The following is a 16,136-nucleotide window of genomic DNA, read 5'->3' as shown; positions in this document are numbered from 1 at the left end:
GCCGTCAGTCGGCGCGAGGGATCGGGGTGTTGTGGCGGGCGATCGTCCACCACCGGCCGTGCTCCTTGGCCAGGACATACAGGGCCACCATGGCCGGCTCCTGGTCCACGAGTTCCCCGGTCGCGGTGGTCTCGCGAGCGAGCTTGTGTACCAACGCGATATCGGGGCGCGGAAAGGTGATATCCGCGATGTCATAGCGGACGTACTGATTCTTCAGGAACCCGGCGAGCCCGACCTCGGAGGCGGCGCGAACCGCATCCGCGCCGTGCATAACCATCCCGACCGCATTACCCGCACTCGCATTGGCGGCATAGTCCGCCGCCATGAGCTCGGCGTCATTGGCATTGAACGCCTGCTGCGAATTCGCGATCACCTGCGTGATGGCGGTGATATCGGCCGTGTGATCGACCGTGGTGTCCTCGATGACCGGTGCGGTCGCGCCTGCTCTGCTCATGATCATCATGTTGATACCTCAACCAATGTTCAGGTCAAGTCGATGCGGCCGGAGCCGGCCGAAGTGATTCACATCACCCATGCGGCACTTGCCTGAATACCCCTAGGGGGTATTAACTCTCCCTCGTACAAAAGATCGAAACCGTTTGAGAGGGGCCGAGAATGACCACCCACACACACGCCACAGACCACGCCGATCACGCGGCGCATGGCGCCCACGCCGCGCACGATGCCGCAGCCGGGCACGATGCCGCAGCCGGGCACGACGCCCATGCGGGTCACGCCGATCACGCGGCGCATGGCCATCACTCGGCTGCCGCTGGGCACGATGCGCATGCAGGGCACGATGCGCATGCCGGGCATGGGGGCGGGTTGCCGGGTGGGTTGCAGGTTACTCAGGATGGCTACACACTCGAGTTGGCCGAAACCATCCTGCGGGCAGGCGAATTCGAGTTCCGCTTCCGGATTCTCGGCCCCGAGGGTGAACCGGTTACTGACTACACCCCGCTGCACGACCGCGACCTGCACCTGATCGTCGTTCAGCGCGAGCTGACCGGCTTCTGGCACGTCCACCCCGAACTGGACGCCGACGGCACCTGGGCAGTCCGCCTGAATCTGCCTGCGGCAGGGGCATACCGCGCCTTCACCGATATCGCGCCGACCGCCCTGGGCAAGACCATCACCCTCGGAGCCGATTTCGCGATCGCCGGTGATTACGCCCCTCAACCCACCCCCGCCCCGGCCCACACCGCCCTGGTTGACGGTTACGAGATAACCCTCGACGGCGACCTCGTCCCCGGCGAAGGCCGCCTGCTCACCCTTACCGTCCACAAGGACGGCTCCCCGGTGACCGACCTCCAGCCCTACCTGGCCGCCTACGGCCACCTGGTGATCCTGCGCGCCGGCGACCTGGCCTACGTCCACGTTCACCCCAATGGCGAACCCGGCGACGGCATCACCACCCCCGGCCCCCGAATCACCTTCCACACCGCGGTCCCCGGCCCCGGCACCTACCGCCTCTTTCTCGACTTCAAACACGCCGGCACCGTCCGCACCGCCCCCTTCACCCTCACCACCCACCCCTGACGAACCCCGCAGCGCGCTCACAGCGAACTCCCAGCCGAGCTGGAGCGCGGGCACATCGGGGGCGCTTAGGCTCCGCGAGTCATAGCAGGTGGATGGTGGTTTCGGAGGAGGGTTGCGGGCATGACAGCGGTGATCGGCGTTGCGGATAATGGGGTGCCGGTGCGCGATGAATCATGGTGGCGGGCGGTGATATTCGGGCCGACCGGGCGTCCACGCTGGGAGCGGCCGGGGATGCTGGCACTGCTCGGGGCGACCGCGGTGCTGTATCTGTGGGGGCTCGGCGGGGCGGGGTGGACCAACGAGTATTACGCGGCGGCTGTGCAATCGGGGACGCAGAGTTGGAAGGCACTGCTGTTCGGGTCGCTCGACCCGCAGAACTCCATCACCGTGGACAAACCACCCGCCGCCATGTGGATCATGGGGCTTTCGGGGCGGATGTTCGGCTTCAACTCATGGTCAATGCTCGTGCCCGAGGCGCTGATGGGAGTGGCGGCGGTCGGACTGCTCGTGGTGAGCGTGCGGCGCTGGTCCGGTCCGGCGGCCGGACTCATCGCCGGAACCGCGCTCGCGGTAACTCCGGTGGCGGCCATGATGTTTCGATACGACAACCCCGACGCACTGCTGACCCTGCTGCTGGTCGCAGCGGCCTACTGCACCGTGCGGGCGGTCGATGCGCCGAGTGAACGCTGGTGGTCGGCGAGAACCGGCTGGCTGGTCGGTGCCGGCGTGCTGATGGGCTTCGGATTTCTGACCAAAATGATGCAGGCATTCCTGGTGCTGCCCGGGCTCGCACTCGTTGTGCTGGTCGCCGGAGCGGGCGGAATCCTCGCGCGCATAAAGAAATTGGCGACCGCCGGACTCGCCGTGCTGCTGTCCTCCGGCTGGTACGTGGCACTGGTGGCCCTATGGCCCGCCGGATCGCGGCCCTACATCGGTGGCTCGACCGACAACAGCCTCTGGGAACTGGCCGTCGACTACAACGGCCTCGGCCGGGTCTTCGGAAACCACAGCGGCGCAGGACATCCCATCACACCCCATCCCACGCCCGCCGGTGGTGGCGGCACGGCGGCAGGTCAAATCCCCGGCGGGTTCGTTCCAGGGATTCGGCAGTCAGCCGGGGGTTACTCGGCTGTTTTCGGGGGAGTTGGGTACCGAGTTCTCGTGGCTGCTGCCTGCGGCGGTTGTCGGGTTGATTGCCGGTGTTTGGGTCACTCGGCGCGTTGCTCGTACCGACCGGGTGCGGGCGGGGCTGGTGTTGTGGGGTGGGTGGCTGGTTGTTACCGCGGCGGTGCTCAGCTATATGAGTCGGTCGTTTCACTCGTATTACTCGGTGATGTTGGCTCCGCCGATGGCGGCGCTCATCGGAATCGGTGCTACTCAGCTTTGGCAGCGAAGGGATCAGATCGGCGCTCGCGCAACGCTTTCCGTAATGTGTTTGGCCACCGGTGTGTGGACGTTCGTGCTTCTCGACCGCACCTCGAACTGGCTGCCATGGTTGCGCTGGAGCATTCTCGCGCTGTCGATCGTGGCCGCTGTGCTGCTCGTGGGCATGCCGCGATTGCGGCGCTTCAGTCTCGTAATAGGTGCTGTCGCACTGATTTCCGGGCTGATCGGGCCGACCGCGTATGCGGTGGAGACTGTCGCGCAGGCGCATTCGGGTGGAAGCCCCGTCGCCGGTCCGGCGCGTCCGTCGCATGGCGGGCAGAATCGCGGTGGCAATACCGATGATTCGGCGATCGACGACCTCATTACCTCGGCGAATACCCGTTGGGCCGCCGCCGCGGTGGGCGCCTCCGATGTGAGCGCGATCGAATTGCGTACCGGCGCACCGCTACTGGCGGTCGGCGGCTTCAGTGGCCGTGATGAATCCCCGACCCTGGCGCAATTCCAGACCTATGTGGCCGATCATCAGGTCGGCTACTACCTGGTCCGGCAGCGCCCGAACCGCGACGAACAGGATGAGCCCGAGCAGAACGATCAGAACGGGCAGGGCGCACAAGGCCGAAACGGGCAGGGCGGCCGTGATGATTCCGCGCAGTCCACTTCGGCGCAGATCACCGCCTGGGTTCGGGCCAATTACGCCGTGACCATGCTCGGCAATGTGGAGGTCTACCACCTCGACTGATAACAGGTGCCCGCACCGGCGCGAAAAAGCTTAGAGTTGCGGTCGGAAGCCACGGGGGGCGGTCGTGAGGAGTTCGGCGATGGCCGAGGCGTGCGCACAGGTGGGCGTGCTGGGCCCGGTGCAGCTCACCATCGACGGGGTCGAGCAGCAGCTCGGCGGGCCTAAACAGCGTGCGGTGCTGGCCTATCTCGCGATCAATGCCAACCGGCCGGTATCGGTCGATGCGCTGGCCGCCGCGGTGTGGGAGGAGTATCCGCCGCCGGACGCGCGGGTCAGCCTGCACGCGATCGTCTCCAATCTGCGAAAACCCCTGCGCGACGGGGGAATTGACGCACGCACCGTACTGCAGCACATGGGCACCGGATACCGGATCGTGGTCGATGACGCCGCCTGCGATGTCTTCCGCTTCCGCACCCGCCGCGAGGTCGGGCTGCGCGCCTTGGCCGGTGGTCGCTTCGCCGCGGCGACCGCGGCCCTGTCCGAAGCGCTCGCGCAATGGCGCGGTCCGGTCCTGTCCGACCTGCGCGGACTCGGTTTCGCCGACGCCTACGCCGTAGCCCTGGACGATGAACGTTTGGGCGTGATCGAGGCCCGCGCCGAATCCGATATCGCCCAGGGCCGTGCCGACTCCGTCGTTGCCGAACTCGCATTGCTCGTGCGCGACCATCCGCTGCGCGAATCCCTTTGGGAGCAGCTGATCACCGCCCTGTACCTGGCCGGACGGCAATCCGACGCACTCGACGCCACGCGGCGACTGCGCGGCACCCTCGCCGAGGAGCTCGGTATCGATCCGGGGCCTCGGATCCGGGAACTGGAGGCCCGCATCCTGCGCCAGGATTCGCTCACCGTCGGTGTGGTCGCGGCCGCCTCCGCCACCCGCGCCACCACCATCGTCGACCGCAGTTGGCATGAGCCACAGGCGATTCTGCGCGATCGGAACGGCAATGTGTACCCGATCGCCGGCACCGTCACGCGCATCGGCAGGCTCTCCGACAATGACATTCCGCTGGCGGATGGCCGGGTGAGCCGCCACCACGCACTCATAGTCGACAACGGCATGGCCTACGTACTCAAGGACCTGCACTCCTCCAACGGAGCGTTCGTCGACGGCGTTCGCGTGGTGGACAGCGCGATCCTCGCCGACGGTGCCCGGTTGCGTATCGGCGATACCGAACTGACCTTCGTGCTCATCCGTCCGGTGTGACGCGGGCTGGCCGGGCGAGGGCGATCTGAACGGGCCCGAGTCCGGCCGACCGAGTCCGGGAACCGACCCGGGACTGAAACCCGTTCTAGACATAGTTGGCATTTTGTCTTACCGTCGATTCATGAGTTCAATGGCGTCTCAGGAAGTCCGATTCGAGCTGATGTCCGGGGAGACCTGGCGTGCCCCCTGGCCGACCTACTCGGCCCTGCGGGACAACGACCCCGTACACCGCGTCATCCCCAGTGGCCGCGAAACGGACGACTTCTACGTGCTCTCCCGGCACGAGGACGTGTACGCCGCCGCCCGCGACCCCGAAACCTATTCCTCCGCAGCCGGATTGACCGTCGACTACATGAGCCTGGAGGCCGCGGGCATCCCGATCCGCCCCTTCGTCTTCATGGACCCGCCCGAACACACCGACTTCCGTCGTCGCGTCGCGGGCGGATTCACACCGCGCCAAGTGAATTCGGTCGAGCCCGCGGTACGGGCCTTCGTGGTGGAACGCCTCGAACGACTGCGCGCCGCCGGGTCCGGCGATATCGTCGCCGAACTCTTCAAACCCCTCCCGACCATGGTCGTCGCGCACTATCTCGGTGTGCCGGAGGCGGATCGCGACCGCTTCGACGAATGGACCTACTCCATCGTCGGCGGCGCGGTCGATGGTGCGAAGATCGCCGCCGGTGGCGAATTGCCGTCGGCCCTGGGCGAAATGGTCGGCTATTTCGCCGAACTCATCGCCCGCCGCCGCGTCGACCCCGGCGACGACACCATCTCGCATCTGCTCGCCTCCGGACTCGGCGAGGACGGCGACAATGAGGGCATTCTCGCCATTCTCGGCTTCGCCTTCACCATGATCACCGGCGGAAACGACACCACCACAGGTAATCTCGGCGGTGCGGTGCAACTCCTGCACCAGTACCCGGAACAGCGCCGACTGCTCGCCGAACACCCCGAACTCATTCCCGACGCGGTCGAGGAATTCCTCCGGATGACCTCACCCGTGCAGGGCCTGGCCCGCGCCACCACCCGCGATGTGGAACTGCACGACACCATCATTCCGGCGGGTCGCAAGGTACTGCTGCTCTACGGCTCCGCCAACCGCGACGAACGCGAATTCGGCCCCACCGCAGCCGAACTCGACGTCCGCCGCAATCCCAAGCGCATCATGACCTTCAGCCACGGCCACCATCACTGCCTCGGCGCGGCCGCCGCCCGCATGCAGGCCCGGGTAGCCCTGGAGGAACTCCTGACCCGCTGCCCGGAGTTCACCGTCGACCTCGAGAATGTCACCTGGTCCAACGGCAATTACGTGCGCTGGCCGATGAGCGTCCCCTTCCGGACGATCGGCTGATGAACATCCCCCGGTAGGGTCGAGCGGATGCGCGAAGGGAGACAGTATGAGCCGGGACTGGTTGTCCGACGATAGAGCGGACCTGGCCGCCGAGCGCATCCTCGACGCCGCCGCGGCACTGTTCGCCGAACAAGGCGTCACCTCGGTCGGCATGGCGGATATCGCCAAGGCGGCCGGATGCTCGCGGGCCACGCTCTACCGGTACTTCGAGAATCGGCAGGCGGTACGGCTGGCCTTCGTGCACCGCGAAACCCGCAGGATCGCGGCGCGCGTCGTACACGAGGTGCGGGGGATCGAAGATCCGAGCCAGCGGATCGTGGCCGCCATGCTCGGAGCCGTGCACGCGGTACGCGCCGAACCGCTGCTCATCGCCTGGTTCCGGCCGGGCGAGTCGGGCGCGGCCGGGCGCATCAGCCAGGACTCCGATGTTATCGAATCCATTGCGGCGGGACTGTTTACGCCGACCGGGCTGACCGGACCGGAACGCAGCAGGCTGGCGCGCTGGCTCACGCGGATCATCGTCTCGCTGCTCTCCGCGCCGGGGCGCGATGATGACGATGAGCGCGCGATGCTGGCGGAATTCGTCGTTCCGATCATCAGCCGCGCCTTCGCCTGAACCGTCCGGCTAAGGTCGTTGACCGTGTCTGCTCCGGAATCGCTTGATGAAGTTCGTGCTCGTATCGATGCTCTCGATGGGGAGTTGATTCGGTTGCTGGCCGAGCGGCAGGAGTTGGTGCGGGCTGCTGCCGGGTTCAAGAAGGATGAAGCGGCCGTGCGTGCACCGGATCGGGTGCAGCGGGTTGTCGCTCTGGCCAGGGAACGCGCGGCTGCCGCTGGACTGGAACCTGCTGTGGCGGAGGCGGTGTGGCGGGCCATGATCGGAGCCTTTATCAACCTCGAGCTTGACACACATGCCGGGATCGGGCGGGGCTGATCCGCTTCCGACCTCGGGGCCCGCTGCGTTTCGGTGCTACTGGCCGCCGATGGCGGTGACGCCGCCGTCGACGGTGAGGTGGGTGCCGGTAATGAAGGAGGCTTCGTCGCTGAGGAGGAATCGGACCGCACGCGCGACCTCCTCGGGTGCACCGAGGCGCTTGAATACTGAACGTGTGGCCTCGATTTCGATGATCTCCTCGGGGATATTGCCGCGCAGCATAGGGGTATCGATATAGCCCGGGCAGACGGCATTCACCCGAATCCCGTTCGCGCCCAACTGATGTGCCAGAGCGCGCGTCAGCCCGAGCAACCCGGCCTTGGACGCGCAGTAGGCGGGAATGAACGCCTGCCCGATGAACGCCTCGATGGACGAGATACCGACCACCGCCGAACCCGGATTGTCTTGCAGGTCTTGCAGAATCGCCTGCACGATGAGGGCCTGGGCGCGCAGATTCACATCCAGCACGGCATCCCACTTATCGGCATCGAGGTAGCCGACCGGTTCGGCGCGCACAACGCCCGCCGCGTGCACCAGACCGCCGATACTCCCGAGCCCGGCGCGAGTGGGCGCGACCGCCGCCTCCACCGCCGCGGTATCGGTGACGTCGATGCCCAGCGCAACGGCGGCCACCCCATACTTCTCCCGAATCGCGGCCGCCGCGGCCCGCGCGGGTTCCGCCGCCAGATCCCACAGCGCTACCGGCCGCCCGACCTCGGCGAGCGCGTTCGCACACGCCAATCCGATTCCGGACGCGCCGCCCGTCACGATCACTCCCGTATGCGGCGAATGCTCCAGCGATATCATGGATTCCCCTCCGTAACAATGAAATTCGCGATAGATATGAGATGTGCTCGGCACTGTGGCGTGGGCGGTGGCCGGACTCGGTCAGTGGGTGGCGCGGTACCCCGTGCGATGGCCGTAAATACCCTCGGCGAGCATGGCGGCCATATCGCCGACCGCCGCGCGGGCGGGTTTCATGGGCATGGCGTGGAAGACATGCCAAAGCTTGCGATACTCGCGATGCCGCAGTGGTACACCGGCTTTCGCGGCCTTATCCGCCAGGCGGCGGCCATCTCCGGAGAGCGGATCATCGGTGGCCGAGTGCAACACCATCGGCGGCAATCCCGTGATGTCCTGGTATATCGGTGAAATCGCGCGCCGCTCATCGGCCGGTACACCCGGCAGATACCCATCCAGGCACTTCGCGATCACCTTGGGAGTGAGCAAAGGTTCCCGGGTGGGACCGCCGTGGAAAGCCATCGAATCCGGTGAGAAATCGATCAGCGGGCAGATCATGCCCAGCACTGCCGGAGCGGGCAGCCCCGCATCGCGAATGCGCAGCCCGAGTTCGAGGGTGAGTCCGCCACCCGCCGAATCTCCCGCCACCGCAATGCGTTCCGCCGGAATCCCACGCGCCAGCAGCGCCCGATAGGCCGCCTCGGCATCGTCGATCGGCGCGGGATGCGTATATTCCGGGGCGAGTCGATAGTCGAGCGCGTACACGGTGGTATTCATATCCAGCGCCAGCGGCCCGGTGAGCGGCCGCATCATCTTCGGACTGCCCATGACGAACCCGCCACCGTGCAGGTAGAGCACCGCCGCATCGGCGGGAGCCGCAGGGGGAGTGAGGATTTCGACCGGCAGGCCCGCCAACTGGTCCTGCGTCACCGTCACCGCGCGTGGCGCGCTGGACGACTTGGTGCTCAGTGTCGCCCGGCGTCGGACCTCCACCCAGTCGGGAGCCGCGCCGAACCACCAGGCGCCCACGGCGCGGGCCATCAGTCGTGTCAGTGAAATCAGCACTGCGCCTTCACTTCCCGCTCTTGACGTGCCGGTCCAGTCGATAGTCCACCGGATCGGGTTGCCGTCGAATGCGCTTCTCGTACTGCCCCGGACTCCACGGCCACAGCTCCGGCATGCCATCCTTGCCCAGATACCAGCTCTGGCAGCCGGTGGACCACACCGTGCTGGGCGCGGCCGCCCGCATCATGGCGTTGTAGCGGTCGGTGGCGGCGTGTGTCGGTGCGATGGTATCGAATTCCCTTGCGCGCCAGCGCTTCAACCACCAGACAATGCGCGCGGACTGGGCCTCCGCGACCGCGGTGAGGGGATGATTGGCGAATGGACTGTGCGGTCCGACCAGCATGAACAGATTCGGGAAGTCCGGCATCATGATGCCCTCGTAGGCGCGCGGCCCATCGGCCCATGCCTGATCCAGGGTGCGGCCGTCCGTCCCGGTAATCGCCATCGGCCGCATGAACGCATGCGAATCGAATCCCGTTGCCAGTACCAGAATATCGAGTTCGTGCAGCTGACCATCGGCGGTCACCACCCCGGCGTCCTTCACATGATCGATCCCGTTGGTGACCAGGTCGACATCGGGTCGCTGCACCACCGAGTAGAAGCGATCGGACACCACCAGGCGCTTACACATGGCCTGATAGTCCGGGGTCAGCTTGCGTCGCAGTTCGGGATCCTTGACGGACCGCAGATTTCGCGCCACCACCCACTGGATCAGCGAGCGAATTCGCCCCGGATGCACCAGCCCCTGCGAGAACGCCGCGAAGAACCCGCGATTGAGATGGTATGCGGCGGTGCCCAATACGGGCAGCCGCTGATAGACCTTCTTGGTCACCTCGCGATACCGCTTATTTACCGTCGGCAGAATCCACTGCGGAGTCCGTTGGAACATAACGACTTTCGGCACCTGCCCGGCCAGCGCGCTCACCAGCTGCGTCCCGGTGGATCCGGTGCCGATCACCCCGACCCGCTTCCCGGCCAGCTCGACGCCGTGATCCCAGCGCGACGAATGCATGACGGTCCCGGCGAAATCATCCAGCCCCGCGATATCGGGCCGCTTCGGATGATGCAGGAATCCCGTTGCGCACATGACGAAGTCGAAGCGCTCCACGCCGCCATCGGAGGTGGTGACCTGCCAGGAATTGCCCTCGAACTCCGCGCCCGTCACCTCGACACCGAACTTGGTGAAGGGGCGGAGCCCATGATCGTGCGCCACCCCGACCAGATAGTCCTTGATCTCGGGGCCGGCCGAATACAGTTGGGACCATTCGGGATTCATGGCGAAAGTGAACTGGTAGTACCGCGAGGGCACATCGCAGGTGAGCCCCGGGTAGGTGTTGTCGCGCCACGTACCGCCGTAATCGTCGGCCTTCTCGAAGAGGGTGAAGTTCCGGAATCCGGCTCGGCGCAATGCCACGCCCATGCAGATGCCGGAGATCCCGGCGCCCACAATGGCGATACGCGGTTCGTTCATGTGACGGCAGCCTAGGTTCGCGACCGGGCTTCAGGAAGGGTTTTCGAGAAATTCGGTAGACATTCCGTCATTAGGTAGACGCACTGTACAGTGACTGTTACCGTGTGCCCCAGATCACAAGCTAGAGCCGAGGATGAAGTATGCGAGCACTCCAGTGGACCGGCCCCGAGAAAGTCGCGGTCAATGACATCCCGGTACCCGATATCGGGCCCACCGACCTGCTGTTGCGGGTCGGCGCGGCGGGCGTCTGCCACTCGGATCTGACCCTGGTCAACTTCCCGTACCAGCTGCGCGAGGACCCGCTGACCCTCGGACACGAGATCGCGGGCACCATCGAGGCCATCGGCTCGGATGTGAACGGCCGCGAGATCGGCGAACGCGGTCTGGTGTACCTGTTCTGGACCTGTGGCGTCTGCCGCGAATGCGTCAGTGGCAATGAGAATGTGTGCATCGCGGCCGGACGCGTCGCCATGCCGCCCACACCCGGCCTCACCATCGAGGGCGGAATGGCCGAGTACGTGCGCATCCCCGCGACCTCCTTCGTGCCGATCGGCGACCTGGACTTCCTGCAGGCCGCACCGGTCGCCGACGCCGCGCTCACCGCGTACCACTCCATTCGTGGCGCGCGAGATGTATTGCGCCCCGGCGGAACCGCCGTCGCCATCGGTATCGGCGGCCTCGGCCATGTGGCCGTGCAGATCCTGCAGGCTATTACCGGCGTGCGTGTTATTGCCGTGGACGTCACCCAGGACAAGCTGGACCTCGCCGCCAAATGCGGTGCGGACCTTGGCATTCTGTCCAGCGATGACACCTCCAAGGAGATTCTGGAGCTCACCGGCGGGCGCGGCGCGGAGGCCGTCTTCGACTTCGTCGGTATCGATGCCACCGCCAAGATGGCCGTCGAGAGCGTCGCGCCCAATGGCGCGTACCGCATGATCGGCATCGGCGGCGGCACCCCGCCCGACATCAATTCCGGACCGGCCGGCGGCCCGGGCCTGCCATGGGGTGCGTCGGTGCGAAAGTCGCTGGGCGGCACCAGGGCCGACCTCTACGACTGCGTCGGCCTCGCCCAGGCGGGCAAACTGCATATCGAGGTCGAACGCTTCGATCTCAACGACGGACCGGAAGCCCTGCACCGCTTGGACAATGGCCAGATCCAGGGCCGCGCGGTACTCGTTCCCTAACCACCCGTCCCGCGTCCCCCCGTCATCCCGGCATGCTTTCGGCCGGGATCCACACCGCATGTACTCCAGCGGGTTTCGTGGATCCCGGCCAAAAACGCGCCGGGATGACGGGGGATTCGCGCCGGGATGACGGGGGATTCGAGCGTACTAATGCAGCCCGGTCAGGCGACGCTCCAGCCACGCGCGGGTCTTCGCAGTAGGCGCGTGATCCAGGATTTTGCGCTGTGTTGCGGGGGAGAGGTGTGTCAATAGCGGTGTGAGTCGTTGCCGCCCCGGCCAGCTCACCAAGTATCGGACGGTGCCGAGCAGCGCTCGCGCATCGCCCGTCTCTACCGCGCGCGCGAAATCTACCGGCTGTTCCTGATCCAGGAACTGCGCCGGAATCGCTTCGTGCGTGGGATATCCCGCGGAGCTCCCGGTGCCCGATCCGTACCAGGCGAGCAGCCGCGCGGTTCGATCGACCGGATCCGGGTGAGCCGCGAGCAAGCGAGCCCGGACCTCGATCAACTCCGGTTCCAGCAGTGGCACACCGCGGTCGGTGGTCTCCAGGAACATCGCGGTGAACGACGCGATCGACGCCGGAATATCGGCGGTCCAGCGCAGGCGGGCGCGCAGGGCCGCGGCGGCGCGGCGCTGCGATTCGCGGAATTCGCGCAGCGGCCAGGTGACGCCCCGTACCGCCAGCCACTCCAGGGAGCGGGCGCTGTCGACCAGGATGGCGTCGTCGCGCCAGCCGCCCCAGCGCGCGGCATCGTCCCAGCGCACCGAATCACCGTGGTGCAGGGTCACTCCGGTGAGTTCGCGACCGGAGGTGTCGAGGAAGACCAGGGACACATCGCCGAAGCACATACAGGACAAACCAGGTTCGTCGGTGACCCGCAACGCCTCCCGCAGCGCCTGCACGGCAACCGGGTCGCGCTCCACCAGCAGCGACTTGGAATCGCCCCGCATCTCCCGAATCTGCACCGCGCGGGCATCGGCCAGCACGCGGTCCAGCGCCGCCCGGTCACCCTCGGGCCGGCCACCCCCGTACTGCATACCAAACCCTAACGGGACCGGCCGGTTCTGGGAGCGGAGTCGTTTGTACTGCAACCGGGCGAATGTTGTCCGTCCAGTTGCTGAACTGGTCCGTACCAGTGGGTGATACGGTTCGATGTGACGCCGACAACTCAGATCTCGCCCCGAGATCGAGAGCGCTGACCGGGGCAGGACCAGGGTTTCTGTCTGCCGGTCGCATGCGAAGTCGGAAAAACCTGGTGCCGGGCCTAATTCGGCCGGCGCCAACTGCATTGTTGCCGAGAAGCCAGACATAGGAGACACAGTGGCGATATCGGACCCCCAGCCGAACCCGGTCGGGAAGCTGTCCCGCCGCGACAGCGGGTTGTTCCGCACCAAGTCCGTCGAACAGTCCATTCGTGACACCGACGAACCCGATGCCAAACTCCGCAAAGACCTCACCTCGCTGGACCTGACCGTCTTCGGCGTGGCCGTCGTGGTCGGCGCGGGTATCTTCACCCTCACCGCGCGCACCGCGGGCAACCTCGCCGGACCCGCCGTATCCCTGGCCTTCGTCTTCGCCGCCGTGGCCTGCGGACTCGCCGCCCTCTGCTACGCCGAATTCGCCTCCACCCTGCCGGTGGCCGGTAGCGCGTACACCTTCTCCTACGCCACCTTCGGCGAACTCGTCGCCTGGATCATCGGCTGGGACCTCATCCTGGAATTCGCGCTCGGCACCTCGGTGGTGGCCAAGGGCTGGTCGCAGTACCTCGGCGTGGTCATGGGCGGACGATCGCCCATCTGGCACTTCGGCTCGATCAAATTCGATTGGGGCGCAGTACTTCTCATCGCCATCCTGGCCGTACTGCTGGCGCTGGGCACCAAGCTGTCCTCACGCGTCTCGGCCGTCGCGGTCGCCATCAAGCTCGCCGTCATCGCCCTGGTGGTCGTGGTCGGCGCGACCTACTTCAAGGTCGACAACCTCAAGCCGTTCATCCCGGAATCGGTCCCCGGCACCGGCGAGGACACCGGCAAACTCCATCAGACGCTGTTCCAGCTCGTCACCGGCGGCGGCCACAGCAGCTTCGGCTGGTACGGCCTGCTCGCAGCGGCCAGCATCGTCTTCTTCGCCTTCATCGGCTTCGACGTGGTCGCCACCGCCGCCGAGGAGACCAAGAACCCACAGCGCAATGTGCCGCGCGGCATTCTCGGCTCGCTGGCCATTGTCACCGTGCTCTACGTGGCGGTCTCGCTGGTGCTCACCGGCATGGTCTCCTACAAGGACCTGCAGGGCAATGACGCCACCCTCGCCACCGCCTTCGCCATCAATGGCGTCGACTGGGCCAAGAACATCATCTCCATCGGCGCGCTGGCCGGTCTGACCACCGTCGTCATGGTGCTGTTCCTGGGCCAGACCCGCGTGCTGTTCGCCATGGCCCGCGACGGCCTCATGCCGCGCAAGCTGGCCAAGACCGGACCCAAGGGCACACCGGTGCGCATCACCATGATCGTCGGCGTCATCTGCGCCGTGCTGGCCGGATTCGTCGACTTCGGCACCCTCGAGGAAATGGTCAATATCGGCACGCTCTTCGCCTTCGTGCTGGTCTCCATCGGGGTGGTCATCCTGCGCCGCACCCGTCCGGACCTGCCGCGCGGCTTCCGGGTTCCGCTGGTGCCGTTGGTGCCGATCCTGTCCGTCATCGCCTGCGCCTGGCTCATGTTCAACCTGTCGGTGGAGACCTGGCTGCGATTCGTCATCTGGATGGCACTGGGCTTCGTCGTCTACTTCCTCTACGGCCGCAAGCACTCCCTGCTCGGTAAGGCGAATGCCAATCGATAACTGAACAACCGCTCGAGTTCGCTGCAGGTGGTGTGTCTTCACGCCATGACCTGGCGGGATGAGGTTCAATAGCTCATATTAGTGAGAGTTGTGCCACTAGTTCTGCCCAGTCAGCACTACCTCAGCATCCGAGAGGAACCGATCGTGAGCATGCTCCTCGCCACCGTGCACGAGACTTACACGACCGTGGTCGCGCAGATCGGCAATCCGACACCCGAGACACCGCCGGTGGCGGACAAGCTGATGAAATTGGTTCGCTACTTCACCTGGTTCACCATGCTCTCCGGCGTCACCGCCATCACCTACGGCGGCGGCCGCTTCGCCTGGGAGAAGTGGAGCGGCGGCGGGCTCGAATCACCGAAGATGGTGGCGGGAGCCATGATCGGCGGCGCGACCGCCACCAGTGCCGGAACGATTATGAATACGGTCATCGGCAGCTGACAGCTGCCGGGGCGCGAACATCCAACGGGTGCACCGGAATATGGTGCACCCGTTGTTTCATTGGGTGACTAGCTCCGGCCGAGCATGGCATTCATCTCATCGATCTCGGTCTGCTGACCGGTCACGATGGCCTGCGCCATGGCCTTGGCTTCGGCATTACCGCCACTTGCCAATTCGGTATTCGACATGGTGATCGCGCCCTTGTGATGCTCGATCATCATCCGCATCCACTGCGTGTCGAATTCCGGGCCGGACAGCTTCTCCAGCGCCGACATCTGATCGGCCGACATCATGCCCGCCATACCCTCATGGCCCATGGTCGCGCTCGGCGCGCCCTTGCCGAAAGCCTGCAGCAGCGTGGTGATCTGCTGCATCTCCGGGGTCTGCGCCTGCTCCACATTCTTTGCGAGCGTGCGCAATTGCTCATTCTGTGAACGGGACGGCACCAGCTTCGCCATCTCCACGGCCTGGGCGTGATGTGGGTACATCATCTGCAGGAAGGTGATATCCGCGGCATTGAAATCCGTGCGTGCGGCGGGCTGGGTGGACATGCCGCCGTGATCCATTCCGGGCATGGAAGAACTACTGCCGGTGGTGCTTTCGTGATTCGTGCCGGACGTGGAGGAATCGTTGTTGCTACAGCCCGCGGCGATCAGGGCGACAGCGGCGGTACCTGCGACAACGGCGATCTTGATACGGCTGATGGTGAACATGGTTGTACTCCTTGGTAATTGCGAATGACCTGAAAATGGGTGCGCGAAAACTCGCGTCCGCGTGGGAGATACGCGGTCGCGGCGGGTCCATCAGATCCACAGAATCGCCAATTCGGCCAAGGAGAGCACCGTCCACGGTGGTGGACGAGCGCGATGCGCGCGCAGTCGCCGCAGTTTCGTCGCGGCGGTTTCGCGGTTTTTCAGCGCGAACCAGCCCAGCAGGGTCAAGCCCAATCCGAGTAGCAGAGCGGTCAGTACGAACAGGCAGCCATGCATTCCGGCGTGCCCATCGCATTCACCACCGGCACAGCCCGGCATGGTCTCCGCATGCGCCGCGCCCATCGAGGCGGTGATCGCGGTACCGGAGCCCATTCGGCTCATATCGTGCGACGAATCGGAACCGCCGCTCATGCCGAAGACCACCGCATGCATGATGGCGACCCCGGCAAGCAGGGTGAACAGGCCGAATGCCCGGGTCAACCGGGTTCCGAGGGCCTGTTGTTCCAACACCCGAGCCATTCTAGTGCGACTC

At 65.7% G+C, this 16,136-nt stretch carries 15 protein-coding genes and 1 pseudogene; 9 read left to right on the top strand and 7 right to left on the bottom strand.

The window, feature by feature from the left end; all coding sequences use genetic code 11:
• Positions 1 to 4: 4 nt before the first annotated feature.
• Positions 5 to 454, bottom strand: a complete 450-nt coding sequence (locus GFY24_RS04300; protein WP_153803677.1) for an SgcJ/EcaC family oxidoreductase — start codon at positions 452 to 454, stop codon at positions 5 to 7.
• A gap of 161 nt (positions 455 to 615) precedes the next feature.
• Here GFY24_RS04300 and GFY24_RS04295 point away from each other — a divergent pair, with 161 nt between their 5' ends.
• The 6 genes and pseudogenes from GFY24_RS04295 to GFY24_RS04270 all read left to right on the top strand — a co-directional run bounded on the left by GFY24_RS04295 (position 616) and on the right by GFY24_RS04270 (position 7,153).
• Complete coding sequence (locus tag GFY24_RS04295) at positions 616 to 1,539, top strand: hypothetical protein (protein WP_153803676.1); 924 nt, start codon at positions 616 to 618, stop codon at positions 1,537 to 1,539.
• A gap of 120 nt (positions 1,540 to 1,659) precedes the next feature.
• A pseudogene (locus GFY24_RS43570) lies at positions 1,660 to 3,664 on the top strand (ArnT family glycosyltransferase).
• Between the two features lie 79 nt (positions 3,665 to 3,743).
• Complete coding sequence (locus tag GFY24_RS04285) at positions 3,744 to 4,868, top strand: BTAD domain-containing putative transcriptional regulator (protein WP_153803675.1); 1,125 nt, start codon at positions 3,744 to 3,746, stop codon at positions 4,866 to 4,868.
• 121 nt (positions 4,869 to 4,989) lie between these two features.
• A complete protein-coding gene (locus GFY24_RS04280; protein ID WP_153803674.1) occupies positions 4,990 to 6,219 on the top strand; it encodes a cytochrome P450 in 1,230 nt (409 codons plus the stop codon).
• A 46-nt stretch (positions 6,220 to 6,265) separates the two neighbouring features.
• Positions 6,266 to 6,835 (top strand): TetR/AcrR family transcriptional regulator, encoded by a 570-nt coding sequence (locus GFY24_RS04275; protein ID WP_153803673.1) that lies wholly within the window; start codon positions 6,266 to 6,268, stop codon positions 6,833 to 6,835.
• A 24-nt stretch (positions 6,836 to 6,859) separates the two neighbouring features.
• Entirely contained in the window at positions 6,860 to 7,153 is a 294-nt protein-coding gene (locus tag GFY24_RS04270; RefSeq protein WP_309230450.1) for a chorismate mutase, read from the top strand.
• Positions 7,154 to 7,189: 36 nt separating this feature from the next.
• Here GFY24_RS04270 and GFY24_RS04265 read toward each other — a convergent pair whose 3' ends face one another.
• The 3 genes from GFY24_RS04265 to GFY24_RS04255 all read right to left on the bottom strand — a co-directional run bounded on the left by GFY24_RS04265 (position 7,190) and on the right by GFY24_RS04255 (position 10,430).
• A complete protein-coding gene (locus GFY24_RS04265) occupies positions 7,190 to 7,960 on the bottom strand; it encodes an SDR family NAD(P)-dependent oxidoreductase (protein WP_153803671.1) in 771 nt (256 codons plus the stop codon).
• A gap of 81 nt (positions 7,961 to 8,041) precedes the next feature.
• Complete coding sequence (locus GFY24_RS04260) at positions 8,042 to 8,959, bottom strand: alpha/beta hydrolase (RefSeq protein WP_153803670.1); 918 nt, start codon at positions 8,957 to 8,959, stop codon at positions 8,042 to 8,044.
• A 7-nt stretch (positions 8,960 to 8,966) separates the two neighbouring features.
• Complete coding sequence (locus GFY24_RS04255) at positions 8,967 to 10,430, bottom strand: NAD(P)/FAD-dependent oxidoreductase (protein ID WP_153803669.1); 1,464 nt, start codon at positions 10,428 to 10,430, stop codon at positions 8,967 to 8,969.
• Between the two features lie 140 nt (positions 10,431 to 10,570).
• Between GFY24_RS04255 and GFY24_RS04250 the strand changes: the two genes are divergently transcribed.
• Complete coding sequence (locus GFY24_RS04250; RefSeq protein WP_153803668.1) at positions 10,571 to 11,614, top strand: NAD(P)-dependent alcohol dehydrogenase; 1,044 nt, start codon at positions 10,571 to 10,573, stop codon at positions 11,612 to 11,614.
• A gap of 147 nt (positions 11,615 to 11,761) precedes the next feature.
• On the opposite strand, the gene GFY24_RS04245 is transcribed toward GFY24_RS04250, so the two are convergent.
• The gene (locus GFY24_RS04245; RefSeq protein ID WP_153803667.1) at positions 11,762 to 12,652 is read right to left on the bottom strand and encodes a hypothetical protein; all 891 of its coding nucleotides are present in this window, start codon (positions 12,650 to 12,652) and stop codon (positions 11,762 to 11,764) included.
• Between the two features lie 283 nt (positions 12,653 to 12,935).
• Between GFY24_RS04245 and GFY24_RS04240 the strand changes: the two genes are divergently transcribed.
• Both GFY24_RS04240 and GFY24_RS04235 read left to right on the top strand, forming a co-directional pair.
• Positions 12,936 to 14,450 carry an amino acid permease gene (locus GFY24_RS04240; protein ID WP_375335999.1) on the top strand — a complete coding sequence of 505 codons (1,515 nt, stop codon included), beginning with the start codon at positions 12,936 to 12,938 and terminating at the stop codon, positions 14,448 to 14,450.
• Between the two features lie 150 nt (positions 14,451 to 14,600).
• Complete coding sequence (locus tag GFY24_RS04235) at positions 14,601 to 14,891, top strand: hypothetical protein (protein WP_153804144.1); 291 nt, start codon at positions 14,601 to 14,603, stop codon at positions 14,889 to 14,891.
• 68 nt (positions 14,892 to 14,959) lie between these two features.
• On the opposite strand, the gene GFY24_RS04230 is transcribed toward GFY24_RS04235, so the two are convergent.
• The gene (locus tag GFY24_RS04230) at positions 14,960 to 15,604 is read right to left on the bottom strand and encodes a DUF305 domain-containing protein (protein WP_153803666.1); all 645 of its coding nucleotides are present in this window, start codon (positions 15,602 to 15,604) and stop codon (positions 14,960 to 14,962) included.
• Positions 15,605 to 15,694: 90 nt separating this feature from the next.
• Complete coding sequence (locus tag GFY24_RS04225) at positions 15,695 to 16,114, bottom strand: DUF6153 family protein (RefSeq protein WP_153803665.1); 420 nt, start codon at positions 16,112 to 16,114, stop codon at positions 15,695 to 15,697.
• Between the last annotated feature and the right edge of the window lie 22 nt (positions 16,115 to 16,136).

This window comes from Nocardia sp. SYP-A9097 (assembly GCF_009649815.1).
Classification (GTDB): Bacteria; Actinomycetota; Actinomycetes; order Mycobacteriales; family Mycobacteriaceae; genus Nocardia.
The sequence above is the reverse complement of the archived record's forward strand: the minus strand, read 5'-3'. Positions and strand labels throughout refer to the sequence as shown.

Coding starts and splice junctions, on each gene's coding strand:
- GFY24_RS04250 (WP_153803668.1), top strand. CDS start 10,571: ATGCGAGCACTCCAGTGGACCGGCCCCGAGAAAGTCGCGGTCAATGAC.
- GFY24_RS04275 (WP_153803673.1), top strand. CDS start 6,266: ATGAGCCGGGACTGGTTGTCCGACGATAGAGCGGACCTGGCCGCCGAG.
- GFY24_RS04300 (WP_153803677.1), bottom strand. CDS start 454: ATGAGCAGAGCAGGCGCGACCGCACCGGTCATCGAGGACACCACGGTC.
- GFY24_RS04265 (WP_153803671.1), bottom strand. CDS start 7,960: ATGATATCGCTGGAGCATTCGCCGCATACGGGAGTGATCGTGACGGGC.
- GFY24_RS04235 (WP_153804144.1), top strand. CDS start 14,601: ATGCTCCTCGCCACCGTGCACGAGACTTACACGACCGTGGTCGCGCAG.
- GFY24_RS04230 (WP_153803666.1), bottom strand. CDS start 15,604: ATGTTCACCATCAGCCGTATCAAGATCGCCGTTGTCGCAGGTACCGCC.
- GFY24_RS04280 (WP_153803674.1), top strand. CDS start 4,990: ATGAGTTCAATGGCGTCTCAGGAAGTCCGATTCGAGCTGATGTCCGGG.
- GFY24_RS04295 (WP_153803676.1), top strand. CDS start 616: ATGACCACCCACACACACGCCACAGACCACGCCGATCACGCGGCGCAT.
- GFY24_RS04255 (WP_153803669.1), bottom strand. CDS start 10,430: ATGAACGAACCGCGTATCGCCATTGTGGGCGCCGGGATCTCCGGCATC.
- GFY24_RS04245 (WP_153803667.1), bottom strand. CDS start 12,652: ATGCAGTACGGGGGTGGCCGGCCCGAGGGTGACCGGGCGGCGCTGGAC.
- GFY24_RS04285 (WP_153803675.1), top strand. CDS start 3,744: ATGGCCGAGGCGTGCGCACAGGTGGGCGTGCTGGGCCCGGTGCAGCTC.